27 protein-coding genes are annotated in these 25,637 nt (G+C 43.7%); 13 read left to right on the top strand and 14 right to left on the bottom strand.

Going from position 1 to position 25,637, the window contains the following annotated elements:
* The first annotated feature begins 38 nt into the window (after positions 1-38).
* Entirely contained in the window at positions 39-311 is a 273-nt protein-coding gene (hupB, locus tag L1D50_RS01430) for a nucleoid-associated protein HU-beta (RefSeq protein WP_125253533.1), read from the top strand.
* Between the two features lie 173 nt (positions 312-484).
* On the top strand, positions 485-2,395 hold the full coding sequence (locus L1D50_RS01425; RefSeq protein ID WP_239965361.1) for a SurA N-terminal domain-containing protein: 1,911 nt from the start codon (positions 485-487) through the stop codon (positions 2,393-2,395).
* Positions 2,396-2,472: 77 nt separating this feature from the next.
* Here L1D50_RS01425 and L1D50_RS01420 read toward each other — a convergent pair whose 3' ends face one another.
* From L1D50_RS01420 to pspF, 8 genes are all read right to left on the bottom strand, one after another.
* Positions 2,473-3,600 carry a nuclear transport factor 2 family protein gene (locus L1D50_RS01420; RefSeq protein WP_138523178.1) on the bottom strand — a complete coding sequence of 376 codons (1,128 nt, stop codon included), beginning with the start codon at positions 3,598-3,600 and terminating at the stop codon, positions 2,473-2,475.
* Between the two features lie 69 nt (positions 3,601-3,669).
* Positions 3,670-4,698 (bottom strand): AraC family transcriptional regulator, encoded by a 1,029-nt coding sequence (locus tag L1D50_RS01415; protein ID WP_239965360.1) that lies wholly within the window; start codon positions 4,696-4,698, stop codon positions 3,670-3,672.
* Between the two features lie 19 nt (positions 4,699-4,717).
* Positions 4,718-5,479 carry an ATP-binding cassette domain-containing protein gene (locus L1D50_RS01410; protein WP_128726417.1) on the bottom strand — a complete coding sequence of 254 codons (762 nt, stop codon included), beginning with the start codon at positions 5,477-5,479 and terminating at the stop codon, positions 4,718-4,720.
* Positions 5,464-6,471: an oligopeptide/dipeptide ABC transporter ATP-binding protein gene (locus tag L1D50_RS01405; protein ID WP_128726418.1), complete on the bottom strand. Its 1,008-nt coding sequence runs from the start codon at positions 6,469-6,471 to the stop codon at positions 5,464-5,466. Before L1D50_RS01405 ends, L1D50_RS01410 begins: the two co-directional genes overlap by 16 nt.
* Positions 6,471-7,364: an ABC transporter permease subunit gene (locus L1D50_RS01400; protein ID WP_128726419.1), complete on the bottom strand. Its 894-nt coding sequence runs from the start codon at positions 7,362-7,364 to the stop codon at positions 6,471-6,473. The genes L1D50_RS01405 and L1D50_RS01400 overlap by 1 nt, the downstream gene beginning before the upstream one ends.
* Positions 7,351-8,385 carry an ABC transporter permease subunit gene (locus L1D50_RS01395; protein ID WP_128726420.1) on the bottom strand — a complete coding sequence of 345 codons (1,035 nt, stop codon included), beginning with the start codon at positions 8,383-8,385 and terminating at the stop codon, positions 7,351-7,353. Before L1D50_RS01395 ends, L1D50_RS01400 begins: the two co-directional genes overlap by 14 nt.
* Before the next feature lies 1 nt (position 8,386).
* Positions 8,387-9,970 carry an ABC transporter substrate-binding protein gene (locus tag L1D50_RS01390; protein ID WP_239965364.1) on the bottom strand — a complete coding sequence of 528 codons (1,584 nt, stop codon included), beginning with the start codon at positions 9,968-9,970 and terminating at the stop codon, positions 8,387-8,389.
* Positions 9,971-9,996: 26 nt separating this feature from the next.
* Positions 9,997-11,088: a phage shock protein operon transcriptional activator gene (gene pspF, locus L1D50_RS01385; protein WP_128726422.1), complete on the bottom strand. Its 1,092-nt coding sequence runs from the start codon at positions 11,086-11,088 to the stop codon at positions 9,997-9,999.
* A 183-nt stretch (positions 11,089-11,271) separates the two neighbouring features.
* On the opposite strand from pspF, the gene pspA reads away from it, so the two are divergent.
* The 8 genes from pspA to L1D50_RS01345 all read left to right on the top strand — a co-directional run bounded on the left by pspA (position 11,272) and on the right by L1D50_RS01345 (position 17,897).
* Positions 11,272-11,931: a phage shock protein PspA gene (pspA, locus tag L1D50_RS01380; protein WP_239965358.1), complete on the top strand. Its 660-nt coding sequence runs from the start codon at positions 11,272-11,274 to the stop codon at positions 11,929-11,931.
* A gap of 77 nt (positions 11,932-12,008) precedes the next feature.
* Positions 12,009-12,242, top strand: a complete 234-nt coding sequence (gene pspB / locus L1D50_RS01375; protein ID WP_010371190.1) for an envelope stress response membrane protein PspB — start codon at positions 12,009-12,011, stop codon at positions 12,240-12,242.
* Positions 12,239-12,640, top strand: a complete 402-nt coding sequence (pspC, locus tag L1D50_RS01370; RefSeq protein WP_128726423.1) for an envelope stress response membrane protein PspC — start codon at positions 12,239-12,241, stop codon at positions 12,638-12,640. Before pspB ends, pspC begins: the two co-directional genes overlap by 4 nt.
* 48 nt (positions 12,641-12,688) lie before the next feature.
* Positions 12,689-14,101 (top strand): YcjX family protein, encoded by a 1,413-nt coding sequence (locus tag L1D50_RS01365; RefSeq protein ID WP_239965356.1) that lies wholly within the window; start codon positions 12,689-12,691, stop codon positions 14,099-14,101.
* Entirely contained in the window at positions 14,098-15,120 is a 1,023-nt protein-coding gene (locus tag L1D50_RS01360) for a TIGR01620 family protein (protein WP_128726425.1), read from the top strand. Before L1D50_RS01365 ends, L1D50_RS01360 begins: the two co-directional genes overlap by 4 nt.
* 190 nt (positions 15,121-15,310) lie before the next feature.
* Positions 15,311-16,489, top strand: a complete 1,179-nt coding sequence (locus L1D50_RS01355) for an aminotransferase class V-fold PLP-dependent enzyme (protein ID WP_239965353.1) — start codon at positions 15,311-15,313, stop codon at positions 16,487-16,489.
* A 255-nt stretch (positions 16,490-16,744) separates the two neighbouring features.
* Complete coding sequence (gene phhA / locus L1D50_RS01350; protein WP_239965352.1) at positions 16,745-17,542, top strand: phenylalanine 4-monooxygenase; 798 nt, start codon at positions 16,745-16,747, stop codon at positions 17,540-17,542.
* A 10-nt stretch (positions 17,543-17,552) separates the two neighbouring features.
* A complete protein-coding gene (locus L1D50_RS01345) occupies positions 17,553-17,897 on the top strand; it encodes a 4a-hydroxytetrahydrobiopterin dehydratase (RefSeq protein WP_239965351.1) in 345 nt (114 codons plus the stop codon).
* A 201-nt stretch (positions 17,898-18,098) separates the two neighbouring features.
* Here the strand turns inward: L1D50_RS01345 and L1D50_RS01340 are convergent, their stop codons facing one another.
* The gene (locus tag L1D50_RS01340) at positions 18,099-18,698 is read right to left on the bottom strand and encodes a Yip1 family protein (protein WP_128726427.1); all 600 of its coding nucleotides are present in this window, start codon (positions 18,696-18,698) and stop codon (positions 18,099-18,101) included.
* A 209-nt stretch (positions 18,699-18,907) separates the two neighbouring features.
* Here L1D50_RS01340 and miaE point away from each other — a divergent pair, with 209 nt between their 5' ends.
* Positions 18,908-19,690: a tRNA isopentenyl-2-thiomethyl-A-37 hydroxylase MiaE gene (gene miaE / locus L1D50_RS01335; protein ID WP_239965350.1), complete on the top strand. Its 783-nt coding sequence runs from the start codon at positions 18,908-18,910 to the stop codon at positions 19,688-19,690.
* 13 nt (positions 19,691-19,703) lie between these two features.
* On the opposite strand, the gene L1D50_RS01330 is transcribed toward miaE, so the two are convergent.
* Positions 19,704-20,429: a UDP-2,3-diacylglucosamine diphosphatase gene (locus L1D50_RS01330; protein ID WP_239965349.1), complete on the bottom strand. Its 726-nt coding sequence runs from the start codon at positions 20,427-20,429 to the stop codon at positions 19,704-19,706.
* A gap of 58 nt (positions 20,430-20,487) precedes the next feature.
* On the bottom strand, positions 20,488-20,982 hold the full coding sequence (locus L1D50_RS01325) for a peptidylprolyl isomerase (RefSeq protein ID WP_010371206.1): 495 nt from the start codon (positions 20,980-20,982) through the stop codon (positions 20,488-20,490).
* Between the two features lie 199 nt (positions 20,983-21,181).
* Here L1D50_RS01325 and cysS point away from each other — a divergent pair, with 199 nt between their 5' ends.
* Together cysS and L1D50_RS01315 are read left to right on the top strand one after the other, a co-directional pair.
* Positions 21,182-22,561 carry a cysteine--tRNA ligase gene (gene cysS / locus L1D50_RS01320; protein WP_138523164.1) on the top strand — a complete coding sequence of 460 codons (1,380 nt, stop codon included), beginning with the start codon at positions 21,182-21,184 and terminating at the stop codon, positions 22,559-22,561.
* Positions 22,562-22,762: 201 nt separating this feature from the next.
* On the top strand, positions 22,763-23,659 hold the full coding sequence (locus L1D50_RS01315) for a mechanosensitive ion channel domain-containing protein (RefSeq protein WP_138523162.1): 897 nt from the start codon (positions 22,763-22,765) through the stop codon (positions 23,657-23,659).
* Between the two features lie 34 nt (positions 23,660-23,693).
* Here L1D50_RS01315 and L1D50_RS01310 read toward each other — a convergent pair whose 3' ends face one another.
* From L1D50_RS01310 to L1D50_RS01300, 3 genes are read right to left on the bottom strand one after another with little or no spacing between them, the layout of a single operon-like run.
* Positions 23,694-24,515, bottom strand: a complete 822-nt coding sequence (locus tag L1D50_RS01310) for a mechanosensitive ion channel domain-containing protein (protein WP_138523160.1) — start codon at positions 24,513-24,515, stop codon at positions 23,694-23,696.
* Positions 24,516-24,532: 17 nt separating this feature from the next.
* Positions 24,533-25,213, bottom strand: a complete 681-nt coding sequence (locus L1D50_RS01305) for an LrgB family protein (RefSeq protein ID WP_239965363.1) — start codon at positions 25,211-25,213, stop codon at positions 24,533-24,535.
* A 1-nt stretch (position 25,214) separates the two neighbouring features.
* A complete protein-coding gene (locus L1D50_RS01300; protein ID WP_138523159.1) occupies positions 25,215-25,583 on the bottom strand; it encodes a CidA/LrgA family protein in 369 nt (122 codons plus the stop codon).
* Positions 25,584-25,637 lie beyond the last annotated feature (54 nt).

The following is a 25,637-nucleotide window of genomic DNA, read 5'->3' as shown; positions in this document are numbered from 1 at the left end:
AGTAACTTTTGACAATAAATATGGAAGAGGATGATATTGTGAATAAATCTCAATTAATCGATCAAATCGCAGCTGATGCTGACATTTCTAAAGCGGCTGCTGGTCGTGCGCTAGATTCATTCATTGAGTCTGTAACAGGTGCACTAAAAGAAGGTGACTCTGTTGCACTGGTAGGTTTTGGTACTTTCTCAGTGCGCGAGCGCGCTGCACGTTCTGGTCGTAACCCACAAACTGGTGAGACTATTCAAATCGCAGCAGCTAACATCCCATCTTTCAAAGCGGGTAAAGCGCTTAAAGACGCAGTAAACTAATTTAATTTGAATTAGGCGATGCAGAGTCATCGCGAACTGCTTCAAGATAAAAGGCGTATCTGCTAAGATACGCTTTTTTTATACCATCACTAATCTGATTGGTGTAATGCTTAACCCAAATCTAGCAAACACAAAGTGCTTAGGTGCTTTGACTTAGATAAGAGAAACAATAAATGCTTGAAAAGATCAGAGAAGGCTCGCAAGGCCCGGCGGCTAAAATCGTATTAGGTTTAGTCATCTTATCTTTTGCGTTAGCAGGGATCGGTGGTTACCTAGGTCAAACCACAGAGCAGCCTGTCGCAGAAGTGAACGGAGTAAAGATTTCACAAACTAAGTTTTCTCGTGCTTACTCAAATGAACGTGCACGACTAGAGCAACAGTTTGGCGAATACTTTGCACAGATTGCAGCCGATCCTAATTATATGGCGCAAATTCGCCAAGGTGTTGTCGACCAATTAGTACAACAAGAATTACAAACTCAACTAGCTAAAGAGCTTGGTCTTCGTGTGAGCGATGAGCAGGTTAAAAAAGCGATTGTTGAAATGCCATATTTTCAAATTGGTGGAGAGTTCAGTAACGACCGTTATTTACAAGTCATTCGTCAAATGAACTTCCAGCCAGATAGCTTCCGTGAATACCTTCGTGACGAGATGACTCGTGCACAGCTAATCTCAGCGGTGGCAGGCACTGATTTTGTACTGAAAAACGAACTTCAGCAATCTATTGCGCTTCAGCAACAGACTCGCGCTATCGACTACGCGGTATTAAGCAAAGAGTTGGTAAAAGATGAAGTGTCGGTTTCAGATGAAGAGATTCAGAACTACTACGACTTGAATCAAACTCAGTTCCAGGCTCCAGAATTGGTGGCGGTTAACTATATTGAGTTAAAAGCCGAAGATCTAGAGCCAGCAGAGCCGGTTACTGAAGAAGCGTTAAAAACATATTACGAAGAGCAAAAAAACCAATACCTTGAGCCTGAAAGACGCCGCGTGTCACACATTCTTGTTGATGCAAGCGAAGATGCTGAAGCCGCAAAGCAAAAAGCAGATGAAATTCTGGCTGAATTGAATAACGGTGCTGATTTTGCCGTCGTTGCAGAAGAAAAATCTGACGACGTGGTGAGTGCTGAGCTTGGCGGTGATTTAGATTGGATTGAAAGAGACATGATGGATCCTGCGTTTGAAGATGCTGCATTTGCGCTTGCCGCGGTAGGTGATGTATCTGAAGTGGTTGAATCTGAGTTTGGTTTCCATATTATCAAGCTCACAGACATTCAGCGCCAACAAGCTCAGTCTTTTGAAGACGTAAAAGACGACCTTCGTGCAGAGCTTGAAAAAGCAGCCAAGATTGATGCGTTTTATCAAAAGCAAACCCGTGTAGCAGAACTTGCTTTTGAAATGGCTGACTCACTACAAGACGCTGCTGAAGCCGCTGGCGTTGAAATCAAATCAACTGAACTAGTAAGCCGTAATGCGCTTCCTGAGCCACTGAATTCACCAGCGATAAGCAATACTATCTTCACGCCAGAGCTGTTAGAAGACCGCGTAAACTCAGAAGTGTTAGAAGTTGCACCAGAGCATATCGTGGTGGTTCGTGTTGCTGAGCATAAAGCGGCTGCGACTAAGCCACTAGAGGAAGTCAGCACGCAGATCGAAACGCAGTTGAGTAATGAAAAAGCTTCAACATTAATTGCAGAGAAAGCACTGTCGCTATTTGAGCAACTACAAGGTGGTTCTACGTTAGCTGAGATAGCTAAAGAGCAAAGCATCGAAGTGAAGAGCGTGACTGAGCTTAAGCGTCGCAGCTACGATGTACCACCAGCTATTGCAGCTGAAGCATTTAAATTACCTCAGCCAGGTGTAGCAGAGACAGAATCTGCACTTGTAGAGCTTGGTAATGGCGACTCGGCATTTGTGGTTCTTAAGTCCGTAACTACACCTGAAGTTGACGACAAGGTTGATCCGCAGCAGAAGCAGTCAATCACTGCTTCCTACGCAAATAAAAACTACCTTGAGCTACTAGCAGCACTTGAAGCTAAGTCTGAAGTAAAAAGACCACAGCTACAGGTCACAGAGCAGCAATAATCGTTTTTAGATAAAAAAAGGCGCCAACACGGCGCCTTTTTTATACCTTGTGCTACTTAAGCGCAGGGATATTGGTATTATTGAATATGCTCAAGTACAGTGCTTGCAACCGCCAGTGAAGACTGATAGTTCTGCCCTGTCACTATACGGCTATCTACCTTAATAAAAGATGCGTCCCGCTCTCCATACACAAAATTCCCTCCGAGCTCTTCCACTTTAGGTTGAATTTGAAAAGGAAAATGCTTGAAATAGGCTCTATCTGGGTTCTCAAAAGCAGTAGGATAACCGGTGATTTGTTTTCCTTTGATGAGATACTCGCCATTTTTCAAGCGTAAATTAACGATACCAGCTGTGCCATGGCATACTGCGGCAACAACACCTTGGTTTTGTTCATATATATGCATAGCAATACGCTGTAGAGTCGGATTTTCCGCTACTTCATACATGGCATTGCTGCCGCCAACATAATAGATTGCCCTATATTGGCTTGGATCGACTTCAGCTGGACGCATCGTGTTGCTGAGCGCATACATATAGTCAGGTTGGTAAAGGTACTTTTTATGTTCGCCATTTGAAGTATTTATATAGCTCAGGTTTAACGCGCCACCTTGTGTGCTGACGAAATCAACGATTAGCCCTGCTTGAGTAAATACGGCATAGGCACTGAGCAGCTCTTCGAAGCTCGTGCCAGCTGACAGCTGACTATCGCCGTGAAAGGCCTTGCTTGATGCGACAATGAGCACTCGGCGACCCAAGTTCGTTACTTGCTCGGAAGTTAGCGTGGTTTGCTGCGCCGATTTACCGATGATTTTCCATGTGCCAGCTATTTTCTTTAGGAGTAGGTGATCGATGTACTGCACGTTTGACTTCAATATATCAATGCGGATTTTGGCCTGTGCAAGGTGCTCATTCACGCTGATATTTAGAATTTTTGCGCGCCTGCCTGTGTCTTTTTTCGGACCTTTATACCAACTCAAATACTCTTTCAACGGGACTTGCCACATCGCTTGGTCTGACTTTTCTAAAATAAGTATCGCATCGGGATGAAACGCTTTTCTTATCATTTCAGGCTGGTTATTCGCGGTGCCACCGATGTAGTGGTTTAATGTAGCGGTAATTTTAGCGGTCTCATCCTCAAAAGCGATGGCGATGCTGGTTTGGATAAGTAGTAAAAATAACAATGGTACTAGTTTTGATAGGGTCATAAGCTTCTCCTGTAATGACTCAGAAGAAACATAAACTTATTTAATTAAAGCAGTCACCTAGAGTATGTTTTAGGAGTCTGAGAGTATGTTCTCGGAGTGCTTAAAGCTATTTGGAGAGTACCCCGTGAGCTTCTTAAATGCGGCAAAAAATGTGGATGCAGAATTAAAACCACACTCCAGTGCAAGGTGTTCCAGCGGCATGTTGGTGCTCGAAAGCAAGTGTTTCGCATATTCCACTCTCAAGCCATTGAGATATTGTTTAAAGTTACAATGATAGTGGCGATTTACTATTTGCGATAATTTGTTGTGGCTCGTGCCTAATCGTTTGGCTAATCGGGGTAGCGTTAAATCCGGTTCAGTAAATAGCTTGCTTTCTGACATTAGCGACTCCAGTTTGGCTATGAGCTGATTGTACTCATCGTCGCTTATGTGCGTATTGGCATATTTCTTTTCATTAGCCGTTGGTTTTCGTAGTAATTTGGGTGCGAAAAGGATGCTTAAATAGAGCACAAAGCTGAACGTGAGTGCTCCTGTGATGTAAGAAGTGAATGACGAAAAGAAATACGCGGCCCAAATGAGCCAGCAACCGCAGATCACAACCAAAGATAGATGAAACTCAGCGTTGCCACTGGCGTTTTTAGAAGTTGTTAGGTGGTAAAAAGTATAAGAACTTGTCAATAAGTAACCCAGCCAAAAATAGGATGTGCCTTTGTAACCCCACATTTGCCAAATTTCAGGGTGAAGCTGATAGGGCATAAGTATACCAAATCCAATAATAAAACCACTTAATGCTAAAAAATGTATTGCTAGATAACGATTTTTGGTTTTACTGTAGCTTGCGAGTACAAAATTGAGCAGGCAGGGACCAAGCAAAAAGTAGGCACTCAGACCTATTTGCAGAATCGTTTTATCTAGCTCTGGGTTAAAGTAAAAAAGGACTGATTTACCAATTCGAATACAAAGTAAAATGAGGAGCACCGACACCCAGCGCAGTGCATTCGCCTCCTGAAATTTTATTAGCAGTAGGGCGCTGAGAATAAAGCCGTTAAATACTCCAACAAGTGAGAAGAAAAATAACAGATGGGCACTAAAATCCATTTCTCATTCCCTCGCTAAATTAAGCTGATAGCAGTTTCTGCATGGTTTTAGATTTTGGTGTATTGAACACACGCTCGGTTTCGCCATATTCGACGACTTTGCCACGATTTAGCACCAAAATCTCATCACTCATATGACGAACCAAACTCAAATGATGTGTGATAAGTACGTACGCAAGTCCCGTTGCTGCTTGTAGCTCTAGCAGCAGATTCACGGTTTGTGCGCGTACGGATGGGTCTAATGATGACAGCGCTTCATCTAATACCAGTACTTTAGGGTCCAAAATAAGGGCTCTCGCTAAGGCAACTCGTTGTAACTGCCCGCCACTAAACATATGAGGATAATAGTCTATGTGCTCGCCAAGTAGCCCGACTCGGCTGAGTGTGATGCGGATTTTCTTATAACGCTGCTCTTCGGTGAGTTCAGTATTGTATTGCAGGCAATCATCAAGCATATCCCCAATGGTGAGACCCGGGTTGAGCGAGCGAGTTGGGTCTTGAAAGATCAGGCGAATAGTACGGCAGTCATGATTGCGAATACCAGCGTCTTCTACAATTTGGCCATTCAGTAATATTTGTCCAGAATCGGCCATGTCGGCGCCGGCAAGTACTTTGGCGAGCGTACTTTTACCAGAGCCGGTCTCGCCTATGATTGCGAGGGTTTGTCCGGGAGCAAGCGCAAACGACACATCTCTGAGTACCTGCAACGAGCGGCGTCTGAACAGCCCTTGGCGAGAAGTGTAGGACTTGTTTAAAGACTGTACTTTTAAGACGGGTTGCATTTTTGCTTCACCTTAATTAACGGGAAGTGGCAAGCATAACTATGACCATGCGAGCGACTTTGCCTTGGCGTGACGACACATTCTTTTTGTGCTTGAGGGCATCTAGGTCCCAAGCGACATCCTATGGGTAAGTGTTGTAAAGGGGGAATAGTCCCTTTTAAGGCATAAAATGCTTCTTTATGGCCGAGTCCTTGACCAAAATCAGGCAAACTCTTAACCAGCGCTTGGGTATAGGGGTGTAATGGCTGTTTAAAAATAGCCTGAGTAGGACCTGCTTCAACCATCTGCCCGCAGTAGAGTACATGCATTGCATGGGACCAGTCTGAGATTTCTTCCAACTCATGTGAAATCATTAATATCGACATGTTCTTAAGTTGATTTAATGCTTTGAGCAATCGAAATACTTGCGCGCGAGCGGTGCTCTCAAGTGCTGTGGTGGGCTCATCGGCTATCAGTAGTTGAGGGCTTCTGGCTATGGCCATCGCAATCATGATCTTTTGACACATTCCTTCTGAAAGCTCATGTGGGTAACTGCTGCAGATCTTTTTATCGTCTCGGATCCCAGCTTTGTGCAAGAGTGCTCGGACCTTTTCTTTTCGAGCTTTTCTACGACCAAAAAAACCACCTTTTAAGACGCTATCGGGGATAGATTCCGCGACTTGATCGAAAATAGTGGCGGTTGGGTCAAGGCTTCGACTTGGCTCTTGGTAAATCATCGCAATGTCTTGGCTGACGAGCTTTCTGCGCTTTTCTGAAGACAAGCGCATAAGGTCTACACCACGCCAGTGCATGCGATCTGCGGTTACTGTCCAGCGCTGATTGAGCACCCCCACAATGGCCTTGGCGATTAGACTTTTACCAGAGCCAGACTCACCGACAAGCGCATGTACTTCGCCTTCTTTAAGGCTAAGGTTGACCTTATCAACTGCGCGAATAACGCCGTCTTCTGTATGTAGTTCAATGGTGAGGTTCTTAATGTCTAGCAATTGCATTAATCTGCCTTACGTTGTTTCAGCGCTTCACGCAGTCCATCACCAACCAAGTTGGTAGACAGTACTGCCAAAAAGAGCAATACACCTGGGAGGCCTACAGTCCAAGGCGCGAGATAAATTAAACTTAAGTTTTCTTGGAGGATAGCACCCCATTCGGTCGATGGAGGCTGCGCACCGAGCTTTAAGAAACCAAGTGCCGCAATATCCAAAATAGCAGTCGACAGCGCCATGGTGAAGATAACCACGATATGCTCGTAAATGTTAGGCAGTATGCCACGGACGAGCAGTTTCCAGCGTGTTGCACCATCAAGCTTAAAGGCAATGATATAGTCTTTACTCAGCTCAGTGACCACTAAGTTTCTTATCGAGTGGATGTATTGTGGCAGTAACGCGAAGATAATCGCCCACACCGTATTCATCAAACCTGGCCCTAATATAGCAATGATGATAATGGCCAGCAGTAACGAAGGAATGGCGAGCGTAATATCCAATAAGTGATTAAGAAAGCTGGATTTTAAGCCTCGACTAGCGCCAGCAAGCGTACCAAGTACGACGCCGAGTGCCGTGGTAACTAAGGCCGCAATGATAGATAAACCAAACGTGTAGGTCGCCCCGTTCATTAGGCGAGATAAGATGTCTCGTCCCAAATCATCTGTACCGAGTATAAAGCGCACATCGCCATCATCATGCCAAGAAGGTGGCAGCAACAGAGCATCAGCATGCTGCTGGTTAACACCATAGGGCGCGATCAGCGGCGCTGTTAAAGCCAATACGGTCAAGGCAACAAACAGCCACAAACCCACTAGTGCAATGTGGTTTGAGCGGAATTTACGCCATAACCTAAATAAGGGTGAGCGGTTAGACTCTTCGGTAAATAAGTTAAACTTTGCCATGAGCCTGATTCCTTGCGAGCGGATCGAGTATCGAGTGAATAAAATCAGACAACATGTTGGCAATGATAACAAAGAAAGACACTGCGAGCAGTCCCCCTTGGATAGCTGGGTAATCACGTTGATAGATGCTTTCAATTAACCATCGACCGATCCCAGGCCAAGAGAATATCACCTCTGTGATCATCGCAAGTGTGATGAGGGTGCTAAACTGGAGGCCAATTTGTTTTATCACTGGCAGCAGCGCATTTCTCAGCGCGTGGTGGATGATCAGCTGGCTGCGATTAAGGCCTTTTGCTCTAGCTGTTTTAATATAGTTTTGGTCGAGGACTTCGAGCATAGAGTCGCGAGTAAAGCGGATTAAAACTGTCGTTGGGTACATAGCCAGCACAACGGTTGGCAGCGCTAAATGATGAAGTGCATCCCAAAATGCGGCACCACCATAGGGAAACCCTTCAAGATAAATATCAATCAGAATAAAATGCGTGACGGGTTGTATTTCATAAAGTAAGCCTATTCTACCGGACATGGGGAAAAGCCCAAGGCCCAGACAAAATGCCATAATAAGCAGCAGTGCTAACCAAAAAACTGGAATGGAAAACCCCATCAAGCTTAATGAGTTAATGAGCTTATCTGGCCACTTTTTATGATAAGCGCTGGCTATTACCCCACTTGGTACACCAATAATGACCGCAACCGTCAAAGCATATAAACACAACTCAAGCGTTGCCGGAAATAGGTGTTGTACATGAGAAAGAACAGGTTGGCCTGACGACAAAGATAAACCCCAATCGCCCTCAAACATACGAGCCATAAATGCGCCATATTGCACAAAGATATTTTCTTCAATACGGTATTTTTCAACTAGCGCCTGCGTTTGGGCATAGCTTGAGTTGACTTCACCACTGAAGTTGGTGACTAATTCACCTGGAAACAGGTAATTGAGGGCGAAAGTAAATATCGTTAGGGTAAACAACATAAAGCAAAGCAAGCTCAGTCGTCGATAAGCATATTTTGCAAACATGTTAGTCTCTCCTTGCCTCAGCGAGTGAAATACCACCAAATGGACGAAGTGAGACGCCTTTGATATCAGAGCTGGTTGCTTGGAACCGTAGCCCGTGAGCAATTGGAACGAGAGGCAGCTGCTCAATTACCATTTTTTGTGCCTGCTGATAATAGTATTTTCTTTCTTCCATATCGTTGGTGTCTAACGCTTGAGTGAGCAATAAGTCAAACTCCGGATTACACCAGTTGGATGGGTTTTTGCCACTAAATGTCGCAGTACAGCTCAATAATGGGCTGAAGAAATTATCTGGATCAGGGGTATCTGCTGCCCAGCCTAGTAACACGCTATCGTGCTCATGGCGGCCAACACGTTCGATAAAGGTATTCCATTCGTACTCGACGATTCTGGCATTGACGCCAATATCACGTAAATCACGTTGAATAAGCTCTGCCATTTTCCGCGCGTTAGGATTGTAAATTCTCGACACCGGCATGGCCCATAAGGTCATGGAAAAACCACCCTCAAGACCGGCTTGTTTCAAATACTCTTTGGCTTTTTCAGGGTCATATGTTGGCATTTTTTGCTGCGCTTCAAACGCCCATGAAGAAGGGGGAAGCATCGAGCGGGCTAAAATCCCATTGTTGTAAAATACCGCTTGCATGATTTTTTCAAAATCTATGCTGTGCGCTAGCGCTTTTCGGACCAGCGGATTATCAAACGGTGGCTTTTCGGTGTTGAATGCCCAGTAACCGATATTCAGATTAGCGGCCTTTTCAACTTCTATGTCTTTTCTTTGTTCAAGCACGGTGAGCTGGGTAGCACTGGGGTGCGCCGTAATATCACATTCTTTAGTTAGCATTTTCGCGATGCGGCTAGTACCATTGGTGGTGATGTCGTAGACCAATTGTTCCATATGTACCGGGTGTTTCCAGTAATCCTCATGGCGATAATATCGGATCAGGTTATCACGTAAAAATTCACGGTACTTATACGGACCTGTGCCGACGGGCTTTTGATCAAAGTCTTGTTTGTGTTCAAGTTCTATAAGCTGATCGGCGTATTCTTTTGAAAGAATGACAGCGAAGTCGGTGGCGATATTGGATAAAAAGCTACTTTCCGCATTGAACAGATCAAAGCGAACGGTATGTTCATCCACTTTTTTCACTTGGCGGATCAGTTGGTCGAGTCCAATACTTTGAAAATAAGGATAATTTGCATCACCAACAAAGTGGTACGGATTGTAAACATCAAATAAACGGTTAAATGAGAATACCACATCATCGGCATTCATTTTTCTTGTTGGTGTGAAGTAGAGGGTATCGTGAAATTGGACATCGTCCCTCAGCGTAAAAGTGAAAGATTTACCGTCTTCGCTGACCTGCCAAGACGTTGCCAATTCTGGTAAGAATTCGCCGCTTTCAGGATCAATACTGATCAAGGTGTCATAAAGCTGATTGGCAATAATATCAATCGTAGACCCTGTTGTGGTCACTTGTGGATTAAATGACACAGGGTTCGCTTCTGCACAATATACTAAGCCTTGTGACTTATCATTCACTTTATTTGGCGCCTGATCTGTACAGCCAAATAAAGCGGTACACAGCACACCAAAAAACAATTTACGCACCACTATGCCTCTTGTTTTTGGTTTTGGTCCAGTAGGTTGTATTTTTTCAAATAACCTCTCAGTTGATGATACGTCAAACCAAGGTTTTGTGCAGTTTTCTTTTGATTAAATTGACTAAATTCAAGCGCTTTTTGTAGCATTGTGATTTCATAGTCGTTGGAAAGCGATTTTAAATCACAAGGGAAGTCAAATTCGAGGGTTGTATCTGCCCGCTGTTCATTACTCGGTTGTGCCACAGGTAAAGGCTCAACTGTATGAGTGGTTGAAGTTGTTGGCTGGGCATTTGGCGCTTTGATCCGTTGACTCGGCCTAAATGGGCTTGCAAAGGGGTCAAACACAATATCATGAACCGGAATTTGGTCGTTGCCATGACGGTATAAACTCCGTTCAACTACATTCTTGAGCTCACGGATATTACCGGGCCACGGGTAATCAAGCAGCTTTTCGATGGCTTTACGGGTAAAGCCGCTAAATAACTCCCATCCTAAATCCCGAGCCATATTTATCGCAAAATGCTCGGCCAATAATAAGATGTCTTCTTTTCTTGCTCTTAATGGCGGTAAGGTGATGACGTCAAATGCGAGGCGGTCTAATAAGTCGTGTCTGAACTCTCCTGCATCGGCGAGAGTGGGGAGATCTTCATTGGTAGCGCATACCAGTCGAGTATCTACTTTTACGGTTTGCTTGCCGCCAACTCGCTCGAACTCGCCGTATTCAATTACACGCAAGAGCTTTTCTTGCACCATTGCAGAAGTATTGGCTAACTCATCTAAAAACAGTGTGCCACTGTTAGCGCGTTCAAATCGACCTTCATGGCGCTTGCTTGCACCAGTAAAGGCACCGCTCTCGTGACCAAATAACTCGCTCTCTAAGAGGTTTTCGTTTAGGGCTGCGCAGTTTAGTTTGACGTATTCCTGATCCCACCGCTCTGAGAGATAATGCAAACGTGCTGCAATTAACTCTTTACCTGTGCCACGCTCGCCAATAATAAGCACGGGCTTTTCTAAAGGAGCGAGCTGTGAAACCTTGTCTAGCACAGCTAAAAAGCTGTCAGATTGGCCTAATAAATTATCCTGTTGGCGAAACCGGCTCATATTGCCTAACTCTTAGTGGTTTTTACTAATAACTAGTGTATTTCAAAAAAAGGGATAACTAAAGGACTTTTAAAAATAAAATAACCTTATGATTTTATTGTGTTTTTAAATTTGTTAAAGTTGGCAAGCTATTTGATACATAGACAGTAAGCAATTTAGCTATTAACCAAAGAGGTAACCACTATGGGAATTTTTTCTCGTTTTGCAGACATAGTGAATTCTAATATCAATGCTATTTTGGATAAAGCCGAAGACCCAGAAAAAATGGTTCGCCTAATTATCCAAGAAATGGAAGATACACTAGTCGAAGTAAGATCGACCTCAGCAAAAACACTTGCTGAGAAAAAGGAATTAACACGCCGTCTAGATCAGCTAAAAGCACAGGTAGATGATTGGCAAACCAAAGCAGAGCTTGCACTAAGTAAAGAGCGTGAAGATTTAGCACGTGCTGCTTTACTTGAAAAGCAAAAGTCTGCGGAGGATGTTGCAGCCCTTGAAAAAGAGCTAGAGCATATAGACACGCACATTGAAAAGCTACAGCAAGAAGTCAGTACATTACAAGATAAACTGGCCGACGCAAAAGCGCGCCAAAAAGCGATTGTACTGCGCCAGCGTTCAGCTGAATCTCGTTTAGAGGTGAAAAAGGCACTAGACAGCAGTAAAGTAGATGATGCACTAAATCGCTTTGAGCGTTATGAGAGCAAAATCGATGGCCTAGAGTCGCAAATCGAATCTTACGATTTAGGTAAGAAATCTTTAGCGGATGAGATTGCTGATCTGCAAAAGAATGAAAAGATTGACGATGAGCTTGAACAGCTGAAAAAGAAAATGGCTGAAAAGTGAAAATAATTGCACCTACTGTCAGGGTAGGTGCTAACCAACTACAATAATAACAGCCAGGTTGAAGGCAGGAGAAGATTATGTTTGACGCAGAAGTTTTGATGGCTCCGTTGATTATTTTTATGGTCATCGTGGCACCACTTTGGTTGATTTTACACTACCGTAGCAAAAAGCAGGTAAGCCAAGGGTTAAGTGAGCACGAGCATCGTCAGCTTATCGAATTAGCCAGCAAGGCAGAAAAAATGGCGGACCGTGTTGAAACGTTAGAAGCTTTACTTGATCAAGAGTCACCACAATGGAGACGCAAGTTATGAGTAGACTAAAGCGAGAGCTATATCGTGACCCAAGTCGTGGCAAGGTAGCTGGAGTATGCGCTGGTCTTAGTGATTATTTCAACATGGAGTTATGGCTTGTTCGGATTTTATTCATCACAGCTGTGCTATTATCTGGTGGTCCATTATTTATCGTGGTGTATGTGGCTTGCTGGTTTATTTTAGATAAGCGTGAAACGATGCCAAATCGTTCACCTGATGCGAAAGATGAAGATAAGGTATCAGTGAAGTTTAAGGTGTGGCAAAAAGGTGAACCGCCAAGACAGGCACTTTATGACCTAAAAGACAGGCTATCACGACTTGATGGTCGCATTCAAAACATGGAACGCTACGTAACTTCACCTGAATTTACGGTTAGCAGAGAAATTGACAAGCTATAAGGCGGTATTGGCCGCCTTGGCATTTTCTTGAGGGGCACTTTTCTACTTATGACTACGTCACGTTTTCGAACCCCATCTTCCTTAGATAAATTAAAACAACAAGCCAAAAAAACGCTCCACCGCTCTTTTGATAAGCATATAAAGCTTGCTGTAACCGGTTTTAGTGGCAGCGGGAAAACCGCATTTATCACGGCGCTTATCAAGCATCTGACTACCCAAACGAGCACCGACAACTTACCGTTTTTAGATGTCGTGAGTGAAGGGCGTCTTGTTGCGTGTCGTCCTGAGCCACAGAAGGCACTGGCGGTACCCACTTTTGACTATCAGCAAGCAATAACTTGTTTGTTGGAAGAGCCGCCAACATGGCCTGCGTCAACCAAACGTATCAATACCTTAACATTGGCGTTTAGGTATCATAGTGAACGCGGACTCAAACAACACTTAGCGCAAACTCATACACTATACCTTGAACTATATGATTACCCAGGTGAATGGTTAATGGACTTGCCGCTACTTAAAATGACTTTTCCCGAGTGGTGTGAGCAGCAATTTGCATTATTGAATAAGCCTAAATATCAGCCATTTACACAAACGTTTTTACAGCTACTCGAGCAGTTTGATGGTACTGAAGCGGTGGATGAAAGTAAGCTGAAAATGCTTGCACAAAGTTACCATGCGCTTTTAGCGCAGTTGCAGCGGGACACTCGTTTATCTAACTTGCAACCTGGCCGGGCGTTGATCCCGGGTGACCTTGAGGGAGCGCCGATATTGTTGTTTTTCCCTGTGCAAGTTCACCCAAACGACATTACTGAGCATTCACAATATCAACAGCTTGTGGAGCGTTTTGAAGCCTATAAAAAGCAAGTAGTGGCGCCATTTTACAAAGATTACTTTTGCCAGTTTGACCGCCAAGTCGTGTTAGTCGACTTATTGGGTAGCTTAAGTGATGGCTATGACACATTGAAAGAGCAAGAAGTTGCGTTAAAGCAGATCCTCGCCATGTTTTCTCATGGTAAAAGTGGCTTTTTGTCTCGTTTATTTAACCCAAAAATAGATAAGGTGCTATTTGCCGCCAACAAATGTGATGGCGTCTTGAACGAGCAGCAGACCAATTTGACAAGGTTGTTAAATGAAATGTTGGTGGACAGCGCCAATGAGCTTCGCTTCAACGGGGTAACCGTGGACACGATGTCTCTCTCTTCGGTGAGAAGTGTTGAGTCGAGAGCGGTGAAAGAGGGGGCGCAACATGTGCAATGTATTTACGGCAAGCCAGTCGGCGAGCAGCAGTTTATTAATTATGTGCCACCAACTCCACCTGATCACGTTCCAAAGGTGCAGGTTTGGCCCCAAAGTGGGTTTGAGTTTCTAGCGTTTGAGCCGCTACCCGCGAGGCAAGGAAACTTATCGCATATCAGGCTTGATCATGCTTTGCAGTTCTTAATTGGAGATAAATTAAGATGACAGATCAGACAAAATCTTACCAAGGTTCGGGTAGGCGCTTAAACATCGACACTGAAAGCCAAGGTGAGTCTCAACTGGGTGGAGAAGGTAAAGTTCTCGGCAATGAGCTGATTGTGAGTGAAAGCCTTGATACTGTGCCTGAACCCGAGTTACCGAAAATTGAACGTATCTACGAATCGCCTTGGCGATTTGGATTTAAGCAGTGCTTTTTGCTTGCGCTATTAGTACTTATCATTGTTGAAGCAGCACTGACATTGATAGAAAGTTATGATCAAAATATTCTGCTGTTTAGTCTATACACCACGGTGTTGTCTCTTGGTTTACTTGCACTATTTAAGTTCTTATTTTCGGAAGTCATCGCACTTAGCAAGCTTAAACAACATCAGCAAATTAAACATGATGCCCAGCGCTTATTACAAAGTGATCAAATTGGCGAGGCGCGAGCTTGGCTTGCGCCACTATTAAAAGCGCATTCAGAACAAAAGGTTGCCGTATTTGAAGAGGCATTACAGCCTCACCACACAGACAAAGAAGTCATCACTTTATATGAAAAAACTTTGCTCCGAGGTCAAGATGCTGAAGCTAAAAAACTAATTCAGGAGCATGCGACAACATCGGCGCTCTTAGTTGCTTTAAGTCCACTTGCACTTGTGGATATGCTGGCGGTGCTTTGGCGCGGAGTCGTGCTGGTGGAAAAGATCAGCAAACATTATGGTATTCGATTAGCGTATCGCAGCCGCATCACCTTGTATAAAATGTTGTTGAAGCAAATGGTATTTGTTGGCGCAAGTGAACTGGTAAGCGACCTTGCTGCGACCAGTGTGGGGGCTGAATTACTTGGCAAGCTTTCTACCCGTTCGGCACAGGGTCTAAGTGCTGGGATATTTACAGCCCGCTTGGGCTACAAGGCGATGGAACTTTGTCGACCATTGCCACGTTTGGAGCACAAACAAAGTCTTTTGAAAAATGCGATTAGCTCAGTTGTAGATGTGCTATTAAGGCGTAGCAAAAAAGATTAAACGGCAACAATTTTATACACCTCTTTAAGTAAAACTGGCTAGTCACAATAAGTGAACTAGCCGTCTCCCCATCTGGCATGCTTGTCTATTTTTCTAAACTGCCCTACATATTGATTATTACACAAAAACGACGCTAATTAATTCACTACCATGTTTATTTGATTGGCAATAATAAAATCAGCAGGCAAGTATGAAAAAATTAAGAGATGACAGTCAGTGTATTCACGGACCCAATCATTTTGATGACCCACATGGGGCGTTAACCGCTCCTTTGTATCAAACCTCAACATTCCACTTTAAAGATGCAGCGCAAGGAGCCGCACGGTTCGCTGGTGAAGAGCCCGGTTATATCTATACTCGCTTAGGCAACCCTACGACGCGAGAGCTAGAAGAAAAAGTCGCTCGACTTGAGGGAATGGAAGATGCTGCGGCGACCGCCACTGGCATGGGGGCCGTGTCTGCATCGGTGCTGAGCTTTTTACAGCAAGGCGATCATATGATTGCATCAAGCGCATTGTATGGCTGTAGCTTCGCACTATTTGCGCATATGTTGCCTAAATTTGGTATTGAGGTGTCATTTATTGACTTAACCGATGAGCAAGCGCTACGTGATGCGGTACAGGAAAATACAAAACTATTGTTTGCCGAAACGCCGATCAATCCCAACATGACGGTATTAGACCTGAAAATGTTAGGGGAGATCGCGAAACAGCATGAGCTCTTGTTTGTCGTTGACAATACCTTTATGACACCGCTTTTACAAAAGCCTGTGAATTATGGCGCTGATCTTATTGTGCACAGCGCAACCAAGTATCTAAATGGTCATGGGGATGTGGTAGCTGGACTCGTGTGCGGTTCAAAAGAGCACATAGAGCTTATCAAATTAACCGTGTTAAAAGATATTGGCGCTACAATCAGTCCTCATGATGCCTGGTTAATCAATCGAGGGTTGAAAACTTTAGCTTTGCGTGTACAACGTCACTGTCAAAGCGCACAAACGGTAGCAGAGTTCCTAGAAGCGCACCCTAAAGTGAATAAAGTCTACTACCCAGGTTTACCTTCGCATCCTGGTTACCAATTTCTTGGTGAACAGATGAAAGGAGCAGGTGGGGTAATTGCTTTTGAAATCAACGGCTCGCTAGAGCAGGGGGAACAATTTATCAATGCGACAGAGCTGTGTACGTTAGCGGTAAGCTTAGGTGACCCAGAAACGCTCATTCAACATCCGGCATCAATGACACACTCTCCTTATACACAAGAGGAAAGGCTAGCTGCGGGAATTTCTGATGGACTAATTCGGATTTCAGTGGGACTTGAAGACGTAGAAGATATTATTGACGATCTGAAGCAGGCGTTTGACAAAATATAACTGTAATTTAATTTTTACAAAGGGGCTGGGTTTGGCCCCTTTTTACTATGTGTGTAATATTAATTTTACGCGAGTGTATTTTATTGTTTACGAAAATGCTTGTTGTGCGAAATGTGATAAACGTGCTCACTATTAAACTTTCCTTCACTTTTACTTAGTATCAAAGTCACAAGTTGAAGCGCTCCGAACCATCAACAGGACAGCAATTGAAATTGCAAGATCATCAACTCGGGGTGAAGTAAGTGAGAATGTAAAATGGCTAAATCAAGTAAATATGTATCTAAGCAGCCAGATGAAAATGGTGTTATCGCTTGGACAGATGAAGAGAATCAAATTTGGTCAGAGTTAGTTGCACGTCAGCTAGCGTGTATCGAAGGCAAAGCTTGTGATGAATATTTGGCAGGCCTTGAGAAAATTAACTTACCAAAAGACCGCATTCCACAACTAAGTGAGTTAAACGAAGCACTAGCGAAAGAAACGGGTTGGCAGGTAGCGCCAGTGCCCGCACTGATTGATTTTGATGAGTTCTTTCGATTGCTTGCCAACAAGCAGTTTCCTGTAGCGACCTTTATTCGCTCAAGAGAAGAGTTTGATTACCTGCAAGAACCAGATATCTTCCATGAGATTTTTGGCCATTGTGCAATGCTAACGAATCCAGCATTCGCCGAGTTTACACACAAGTATGGTCAGCTAGGCTACGCCGCGGAGAAGAAAGACCGCGTATACCTTGCACGCTTATACTGGTTTACCGTCGAATTCGGTTTGATGCAAACTGAGCAAGGTCTGCGTATTTATGGTGGCGGTGTGCTGTCAAGTCCAGGTGAGACTCAATATGTCTACTCTGACAAACCAGAAATTAATCCGCTTAACGTGTTAGATGTGTTACGTACACCTTATCGCATCGACATTATGCAACCTGTTTACTATACAATTAACTCAATCAACGACTTATTTGAGATCTCTAAAATGGATATCATGTCGCTGGTTGAACAAGCAAAAGAGCTAGGGTTATTTGAACCTAAGTTTCCGCCAAAAGAAAAACTAGCAAGTTAAGGAATTATCAATGTCTGATTTAAGTGCACAAAAATGTGAAGCGTGTCGTGCGGATGCGCCTAAAGTATCAGATGAAGAACTAGCGGTTCTAATCAAACAGATCCCTGATTGGGTACCTGAAGTACGCGATGGTATTATGCAACTTGAGCGTGTTTACAAGTTTAAAAACTTTAAACAAGCAATTGCGTTCACAAACAAGGTGGGCGATATGGCTGAAGAAGAAGGCCATCACCCAGGTCTACTTACCGAGTGGGGTAAAGTGACGGTAACGTGGTGGAGTCACTCTATTAAGGGTCTTCATAAAAACGATTTTATTTGTGCCGCTAAAACGGACGAAGTATTCGAGGCGCTATAATCGTAGCCAGTTGGTAGAAAAGGCGCAGCTCCGCTTAGGTACTGCGCCTTTTTTGTTCAGCTGGAGCTGATATAGCGAATGCTTTTGTAAAAACGGTGCTTTCTGAGGACCGTTTTGCGTGAGATGGAAAATTAAAATTATTTAATTCGCTAAAATACCTAAGCTCAAGCGCGTAATATCACTCTGACCGAAAGTTGGCTATTAAGTGAAAGTTGGGCTAATGATGCCATTTGTCCACAAAATCGCGGTAGCGGCAAGGATGATAACCAGCAACACAAGACCACAAGTAACCACTGAGCTTGCATAAATAAAGCCACGCTCTTCTGGAATATGCATCAAAATGGGCACACCGGTGTACAGCAGGTAAACCGAATAAGCAAGTGCTACCATGCCAACTGAAACCACAAACCAAAGTTCAGGATAAAACGCTGCAAAAGCTGACATAAACATCGGAGTTGCGGTGTAGGCAGAAAGCTCAAGTGTTTGAGTGTAAGTTGGTGTAGAGCCAAAGGTAATAGCCATCCAATGCGCCAGATATGCCAAAATAAATACACCAGCGATGAGCGCACAATACATAGCAACGCCAATCAAGAGTGCCGACTCATGAGTTAAATAGACTGCTTCTCCGGTGCCTACACTCCAGCCTAAGTAAACGGAAGAATAGTAGCCCATAATACTGGGAATAAGTGCAATTAGTGCGATATGTGACAAACTGTAAAACATGCTTTCGTGACGGTTATCAATTGTTTGCCACTCTTCGTGCGGGTGAGCATATAAGCCCCATAGATGATTAAAGATCATAGTTAGCCCCTCAAATATAGGTTTGTACTATTTTTGTACAATTCAATTAAGTTATGAGAGATGAGTTAATTTTTGTCAAGAAAATGTAGTTGAATAGCAATATTACTATTTTCAGAATGATCTAAAACTTCTTGGGGAATAGCCTTGTGGTGCACCTTGCAGCGAGAAGTTATGATAAAATGGCGCAAACACATTAGTCTTTTGTTGTTATGTTAGAAAAGTACACAGATTTACTTACGCCTATTAACCAGTTTTTGGGTTGTGAAACCCCGCAAGCTTGGATTGAAAAAGCAAAGCAAAGCGAGCACTTACCATTATTGCTTATCGATCATATGCATTGTGAGCTAAAAGCGGCACAAAGCGCGGCCTTCTTAATTCGCAAATATGCAATAGATGATGCGTCTGCAAAAACACTGTTAAGTTGGTTGCAACCTTACGAAGATTTTATTTATCGCAGTGTTGGTGATGGCGAGTTTTCAGGCAGTAAAAATGAATTGATAGGTGAGCTAACTGCACGACCTGAATATGCTTACAATCAAGATATTTTGAGTAAGATGATGAGGCTTATTAAAGAAGAGCTACATCACTTTGAACAGGTGCTAGAAATCATAAGGGCACGTGATATTCCTGTTGAGTACGTACAAGCATCTCGCTATGCGTCTGGAATGATCAAACACATTCGCACTTATGAACCCGCAGCCTTGGTTGATAAACTGATCATTGGTGCTTACATTGAGGCTCGTTCATGTGAACGTTTCGCTAAACTTGCGCCACACTTAGATCAAGAAATTGCTAAGTTTTATGTGTCGCTATTGCGCTCAGAAGCCAGACATTACCAAGACTATATTGATTTAGCGCATCAAGTTGCCAACGCAACCGATCCTAAGCGCTGTGATGTAGCTGGGCGTGTTCAACTATTTCAGCAAGTGGAAAACGAGCTTATCAGCTCACCGGACCCCGATTTCAAGTTTCACTCAGGTGCGCCTATTTAATTAAGCACTACATTTATTCAAAAGGATGGCAAAGGAGCTGCTGTTTACCGCTTTCGTCAACGACGATATATGAGCTTTGTGAATACCAATCGCCAAGTACAGTACGTACCTTGCCATCTGGGTAGGTGTGCACTTTTGGTCTGTGGGTGTGGCCGTGGATCATATTGTTTACGCCATGTTTTGCGAACATGTCTGCCACTGCTTCTTCGGTGACATCTAAAATCTCGAGGGGCTTGCCTTTTTGGTTTTCAATGCTCTTACGTCTTGCATTTGCAGCGACTCTGCGACGATACCAAAGTGGCATAGCAAGCATCAGTCTTGGCCACCACCAACCGCGGCTCTTCTTACGAAACTTTTGATAGGCTTCGTCTTGTGTACACATCTCGTCGCCGTGCAAAATCACCGTCGGTGTGCCGTATAGATCTATTACCGCTTGTTCAGGGAGCAAAGTCATTTGGCATTCGTCAGCAAAGGCTTGTTTGATTAAAAAGTCACGGTTACCGTGAATAAAAAATACTTGAATGCCAAGGTGACTCAAGCTTCGCAGTTTTTGTGCAATACTTAGGGCGTAGGGGTCTTTTTCATCGTCTCCAATCCACACTTCAAAAAAATCACCCAGAATATATAAAGCGTCGACATCAGCGGTCATATGATGGTCGAGAAAAGCGAAAAATGCGTCGGTGATATCAGTGCGGTGCTCGGTTAAATGCAAGTCGGCGATAAAATAGGTTTTACCCATGGGACCTCAAAACTAATAAGGCCAGCATAAATACTGGCCTTGAATAAAAAGTAGGATATTACTCAGCAACGTATGCTTTTTCGATGATCACATCTTCAAGCGGTACGTCTTGGTGGAAACCAGAAGAACCAGTAGCAACACCTTTAATCTTATTTACAACGTCCATGCCTTCAACAACTTCGCCGAATACACAGTAACCCCAACCTTGCGATGTTTCGCTAGAGAAGTTAAGGAAGTCATTGTCGTTAACATTGATAAAAAATTGTGCAGTTGCAGAGTGTGGATCTGGCGTACGTGCCATTGCTAGGGTACCCACTTTGTTTGCAACACCGTTGTTTGCTTCGTTTTTGATCGGTGCTTCAACTGGTTTTTGTTCCATACCTGATGCAAATCCGCCACCTTGAACCATAAAGCCGTCGATTACACGGTGGAAAATAGTACCGTTATAAAACTCGCTGTTTACGTAGTTTAGGAAGTTAGCTACCGTTTCAGGCGCTTTGTCAGCGAAAAGATTAATACGGATTTCGCCGTGATTTGTTTCTAAAACAACCATGTTAGTGTCCATCGTGTTGAATGATAAAAGCCTATTTTATATCAACTGGGCTTTTGTGAAAAAGCATTCCTTGAAAATCTGCGTAAAAAATCAAAAAACTGCTGTAATTCGTTATTAAAATCTAGAGGCGCTGCTATGCAGGTGGTATGATTAAAAGCACTTTTGTTAAAAAATGAACCGTACTTAGGAAGAAAACTACATGTTGCAGATTTTCAACACACTCACTCGCCAAAAAGCCCCTTTTAAACCGCTCAAAGAAGGCAAGGTTGATATGTACGTGTGTGGTATCACTATCTATGATTTCTGTCATGTAGGACACGCACGCACTTATGTTTCATTTGACGTTATGAACCGTTATTTACGTTATTTAGGTTATGACGTCACATATGTGCGTAATATTACTGACGTGGATGACAAAATCATTAAACGCGCCGCGGAAAACAACGAGTCGATTAATGACCTAACGGTTCGTATGACTAAAGCCATGCATGAAGACTTTACCGCATTGAACATGTTACCTGCGGATATTGAGCCGACTGTAACAGGGCATATGGACGAAATCATCGAGATGATCGCGCGCTTGATTGAAAAAGGCCATGCTTACGTTGCGAAAGACGGGGATGTATTGTTTGATGTCTCAACGTTTGAGCAATATGGTCAGTTATCTCAGCAAGATTTAGAAATGCTACAAGCGGGTGCGCGCGTTGAAGTAGCGCAAGACAAAGATGATCCACTCGACTTTGTATTGTGGAAAAAAGCCAAAGCGGGTGAGCCTGCATGGCAATCTCCGTGGGGCGAAGGTCGTCCAGGTTGGCACATTGAATGTAGCGCAATGAGTTCAAAGCATTTGGGTGAATTTTTTGATATTCACGGTGGGGGGTCAGATCTGCAATTCCCGCACCATGAAAATGAGATTGCCCAATCTTGCTGCGCAAATAACGGCCGTTATGTGAACACTTGGATCCACACCGGCATGGTACAAGTTAACAAAGAGAAAATGTCTAAGTCTCTTGGCAATTTCTTTACCGTACGTGAAGTGCTTAAAGCCTTTGATAGAGAAACAGTACGCTATTTCTTGATCAATGGTCACTATCGTAGCCAGCTAAACTACTCACAAGAAAACCTTGAACAAGCACGTTCGTCGCTTGAGCGTATTTACACTGCGCTACGTGGCGTTGAGCTAGTGGAAGTCGAACTGAAAGGTAATGCTTACGCTGAACGTTTTGAGACAGCAATGAACGACGACTTCAACACGCCAGAAGCACTGCCAGTGATTTTTGAATTATCAAAAGAAGTGAACCGCTTAAAAGATAGTGACGCAAAAGCCGCTGGTGAGCACGCATTTATTCTTGTGAAACTGGCGGAAATCTTGGGTATTGCACAGCAAGAGCCTGAATCTTTCTTACAAGGTGAGCAAGACGACGACGAAGTAGCGCAAATCGAAGCATTGATTGAAAAGCGTCGCAGCGCTCGCGAAAATAAAGATTGGGCCGCAGCGGATGAGGCGCGTGATGCGCTAACTGCCTTAGGCGTTGTGTTAGAAGATAGCGCGGGTAAAACGACTTGGCGTAAAGCTTAATAAAAATGGCGTATATGTAAAATAAAAAAGCCTTCACAACACTGTGAGGGCTTTTTTATTGCCTTTTATCCACAAGTGAAGAGCTAATACTAAGTACTCTTAATACTTGCTCAATTTGAAGGAGCAAAGTAGATATAAAAACTTGTAATGAATAAAAATGGCAGACACACTTAACTTCACGAGATAACAAAAAATAGAACCATGATAAAAGCACCAATAGATATAGACGTAGATATTCCGTGGCTTGACCAAAAGCTATTTTCATTAGGTAAATTTTCACTAGAGGTGGGAGAGGCACTCTCCTTTATCGCTGTGATCGTTGCGACTTTGGTGATCTCTAAGATCCTGCGACTAGCATTTAATCGTCTCGCTTCAAGACAAGGGGTGATCCAGCATACTTCCGCCTATGTGATAGGCAGGATCATTCACTACATCGTGTTATTTATTGGTCTTATTATTGCTCTGACCGCCTTAGGTTTTGAGATAACTGAGCTGGCGCTTGTGGCCAGTGCACTTGGCGTTGGGATTGGTTTGGGGCTACAAGGTCTCGTGAATAACTTTGTTTCTGGCCTTGTGTTACTGCTAGAGAAAACCGTCAAAGTTGGGGACTTTGTTGAGCTGACCAACGGGGTGGTGGGGGAAGTTATAGCCATTCACATGCGCTCAACTTGGATCCGTACAAATGACAACGTCGACCTGCTTATTCCAAACTCGGAAATGGTGTCAAATACAATTACCAATTGGACAATGTCGGACAAATATCGTCGTTTCCGTATTCCTTTTTCAGTAGCCTACGGTAGCGACAAAGAGAAAGTGAAGCGTGCCGCATTGGAAGCGGCCAAAAATGTCCAATACACCTTGAATACGCCGGGGCGAGAAGCAACGGTATGGATGACCGGGTTTGGTGATAGTAGCTTGAATTTCACGTTAGGGGTTTGGGTGCAACCTGAGCAGGTAAAGCGGCCAACAGCACTGGTTTCAGATTACCTTTGGGCTATTGATGATGCCTTTCGAAAATATCAAATCGAGATCCCGTTTCCACAGCGCGATCTTCATTTGCGCAGTGGCTTTTCTATGGAAAAGCCTGATGAAAACTGAGGGTAGAATAACGGCTAGGGTACTAGCCGTTTGCTCACTGAATGACTTTAACCACTCGTTGCGGGAATGGAATCTCGATTTCCGCATTTTTAATCGCGGCAAACACCGCTTTATTCACTTCTAATTTAGTTTCGATAAGTGACGTAGTAGGCACCCAGTAGCGGTAGCTCAATATCACTGCGCTGTCGGCAAACTCCTCAATTCCGACTTGAGGCTTAGGGTCTTGACTGACTTTAGTATTGTCAGCGAGTACCTGATTGATAAGTGTTAATGCGCCTTGGTGATCAGCATCATAGGCTATCCCTATCTCGCCTTTAACCAGAGAGTTTGCAAACGAGTTATGGAGAATTTCTCCCACCACATGTTTATTGGGAATAGTGATCTCTACCTTGTCTTCGTTGATGAGCGTGGTATGTCCAAGCTCAATCATTTTAACTTGGCCGTTAACACCTTTGATACTGATGGTATCGCCAATCACAAATGGGCGGGTAGCGATGATTGCAAGCCCTGCGCCGTAGTTTGCCAGCATCCCTTGTAGCGCAAGACCAGCACCTAGAGACGCAGCCCCGATGGCGGCGACAAATGGTGTGATACTGATGCCAACCTTGCCAAGAGAAATAATCACAAACATGGCAATAATCAGCACTTTGATCACATTGCCAATAAAGTTGGTTAAAGCAGGATCGATATTGTGTTTTAGCATCAAGTTTTCAGTCGCTTTAGACAGCTTTCTTGATAACCACAAACCGAGAAGGAAAATGAATATCGCAGCGAGTAGTTGGAAACTGTACGTCACCAGATACTCTCGAATAATGTTGTAATAGTGTTCTATTTGCTCGATTTCTTGATTGATCACAGTCGTATCCCGAGTTATTAAATTAGAGTAGCTAACCAATGATAAAACAAAGGCACCCAAAGTGCAGTTATCATGGCGGTAATTGTCATCGCCGCCGAAGCAAAAGCACCAGCCAAGGGATGATGTTCTATCGCTGTGGCTGTGCCGATGGCATGGCAGACAACACCAAGCGCTGTGCCTTTCGCTTGCATAGGTTCGACCTTACACCAGTGCAAAATATGTAGTCCAAACACACCACCAAATACACCAATCAATATCACCATAATCGCTGCAATAGCGGGGATCCCCCCGAGATAATCACTAATGAGTAAGGTGATTGGTGTTGTAACCGACAGAGCCGCCATTGAAGCTGAAAGCTGCGGATCGGCTGCAAAAAACTGGCAAATAAGAAAAGCGCTAAACGTAGACAGTGAAACACCCAACCAACTAGTTAAGCATAGAGCAAAAAATACCGGTTTAATTTGGTGAAATTGTTTATACAAGGGGTAGGCGAGTGCAACTACTGCTGGCTCTAACAGGTAATGAATTGGTAGCGTTGCTTGTTGATATACCTTGTAGTCAAATTTCGTGAGTAGCAGACATGCCGAAATGGCCAAAATGCAGATCAGCACAGGGTTTAATATCGGTACGGAGATGCGCTGATATAGTTTGCGAGCACTAAAAAATAACAGGACGGTGAGCGCTGACGCCATAATCATATTAATCACGAAACTTGATGCTCTTAACGATAGGGCTTAACAATATAAGACTTATTGTTGGTACACCAATTAGCAATAACAGTAGCATAAGCCAGTGGGATTGAAACAAACTAAGATGTTCTACCAAGCCCACTCCCGCTGGAATAAAAAACAGCGCCATATATTTTAAAATGGGCTCAGCTGCGGGGGCTAACCATTCTACTTTAATGACTTTTGTTACAAGGAGTATAACAAGAAACACCATGCCAAGTAGGGCGGCTGGGATCTGTAAATCACTAAGCTGAATTATCCATTTAGCGCTGAAGAGGCACGCCAAAATGATGGCAAAGCCTAGTGCAAATCGTAATATCAACTTCGCTCTGTGTACCATTAAATGTAAATCCTCAGCGCTACAGTGGCTCTAGCATGTATGTTGACGGTTAAT

It is taken from the genome of Pseudoalteromonas sp. Isolate6 (assembly GCF_022398435.1).
Taxonomy (GTDB): domain Bacteria; phylum Pseudomonadota; class Gammaproteobacteria; order Enterobacterales; family Alteromonadaceae; genus Pseudoalteromonas; species Pseudoalteromonas galatheae.
Note: the sequence above shows the minus strand (reverse complement) of the source record. Positions and strands in the feature narration are given on the sequence as shown.

Bases quoted from the DNA above. Each gene is read 5' to 3' on its own strand.
- L1D50_RS01420 (WP_138523178.1), bottom strand. From the start codon at position 3,600: ATGACCCTATCAAAACTAGTACCATTGTTATTTTTACTACTTATCCAA.
- L1D50_RS01355 (WP_239965353.1), top strand. From the start codon at position 15,311: ATGAAAAAATTAAGAGATGACAGTCAGTGTATTCACGGACCCAATCAT.
- L1D50_RS01345 (WP_239965351.1), top strand. From the start codon at position 17,553: ATGTCTGATTTAAGTGCACAAAAATGTGAAGCGTGTCGTGCGGATGCG.
- phhA (WP_239965352.1), top strand. From the start codon at position 16,745: ATGGCTAAATCAAGTAAATATGTATCTAAGCAGCCAGATGAAAATGGT.
- pspC (WP_128726423.1), top strand. From the start codon at position 12,239: ATGAGTAGACTAAAGCGAGAGCTATATCGTGACCCAAGTCGTGGCAAG.
- L1D50_RS01400 (WP_128726419.1), bottom strand. From the start codon at position 7,364: ATGGCAAAGTTTAACTTATTTACCGAAGAGTCTAACCGCTCACCCTTA.
- L1D50_RS01425 (WP_239965361.1), top strand. From the start codon at position 485: ATGCTTGAAAAGATCAGAGAAGGCTCGCAAGGCCCGGCGGCTAAAATC.
- pspB (WP_010371190.1), top strand. From the start codon at position 12,009: ATGTTTGACGCAGAAGTTTTGATGGCTCCGTTGATTATTTTTATGGTC.
- L1D50_RS01325 (WP_010371206.1), bottom strand. From the start codon at position 20,982: ATGGTTGTTTTAGAAACAAATCACGGCGAAATCCGTATTAATCTTTTC.
- cysS (WP_138523164.1), top strand. From the start codon at position 21,182: ATGTTGCAGATTTTCAACACACTCACTCGCCAAAAAGCCCCTTTTAAA.
- L1D50_RS01300 (WP_138523159.1), bottom strand. From the start codon at position 25,583: ATGGTACACAGAGCGAAGTTGATATTACGATTTGCACTAGGCTTTGCC.
- L1D50_RS01330 (WP_239965349.1), bottom strand. From the start codon at position 20,429: ATGGGTAAAACCTATTTTATCGCCGACTTGCATTTAACCGAGCACCGC.
- L1D50_RS01415 (WP_239965360.1), bottom strand. From the start codon at position 4,698: ATGGATTTTAGTGCCCATCTGTTATTTTTCTTCTCACTTGTTGGAGTA.
- L1D50_RS01405 (WP_128726418.1), bottom strand. From the start codon at position 6,471: ATGCAATTGCTAGACATTAAGAACCTCACCATTGAACTACATACAGAA.
- pspA (WP_239965358.1), top strand. From the start codon at position 11,272: ATGGGAATTTTTTCTCGTTTTGCAGACATAGTGAATTCTAATATCAAT.
- L1D50_RS01340 (WP_128726427.1), bottom strand. From the start codon at position 18,698: ATGATCTTTAATCATCTATGGGGCTTATATGCTCACCCGCACGAAGAG.
- L1D50_RS01365 (WP_239965356.1), top strand. From the start codon at position 12,689: ATGACTACGTCACGTTTTCGAACCCCATCTTCCTTAGATAAATTAAAA.
- L1D50_RS01395 (WP_128726420.1), bottom strand. From the start codon at position 8,385: ATGTTTGCAAAATATGCTTATCGACGACTGAGCTTGCTTTGCTTTATG.
- miaE (WP_239965350.1), top strand. From the start codon at position 18,908: ATGTTAGAAAAGTACACAGATTTACTTACGCCTATTAACCAGTTTTTG.
- L1D50_RS01305 (WP_239965363.1), bottom strand. From the start codon at position 25,213: ATGATTATGGCGTCAGCGCTCACCGTCCTGTTATTTTTTAGTGCTCGC.
- pspF (WP_128726422.1), bottom strand. From the start codon at position 11,088: ATGAGCCGGTTTCGCCAACAGGATAATTTATTAGGCCAATCTGACAGC.
- L1D50_RS01315 (WP_138523162.1), top strand. From the start codon at position 22,763: ATGATAAAAGCACCAATAGATATAGACGTAGATATTCCGTGGCTTGAC.
- L1D50_RS01360 (WP_128726425.1), top strand. From the start codon at position 14,098: ATGACAGATCAGACAAAATCTTACCAAGGTTCGGGTAGGCGCTTAAAC.
- L1D50_RS01410 (WP_128726417.1), bottom strand. From the start codon at position 5,479: ATGCAACCCGTCTTAAAAGTACAGTCTTTAAACAAGTCCTACACTTCT.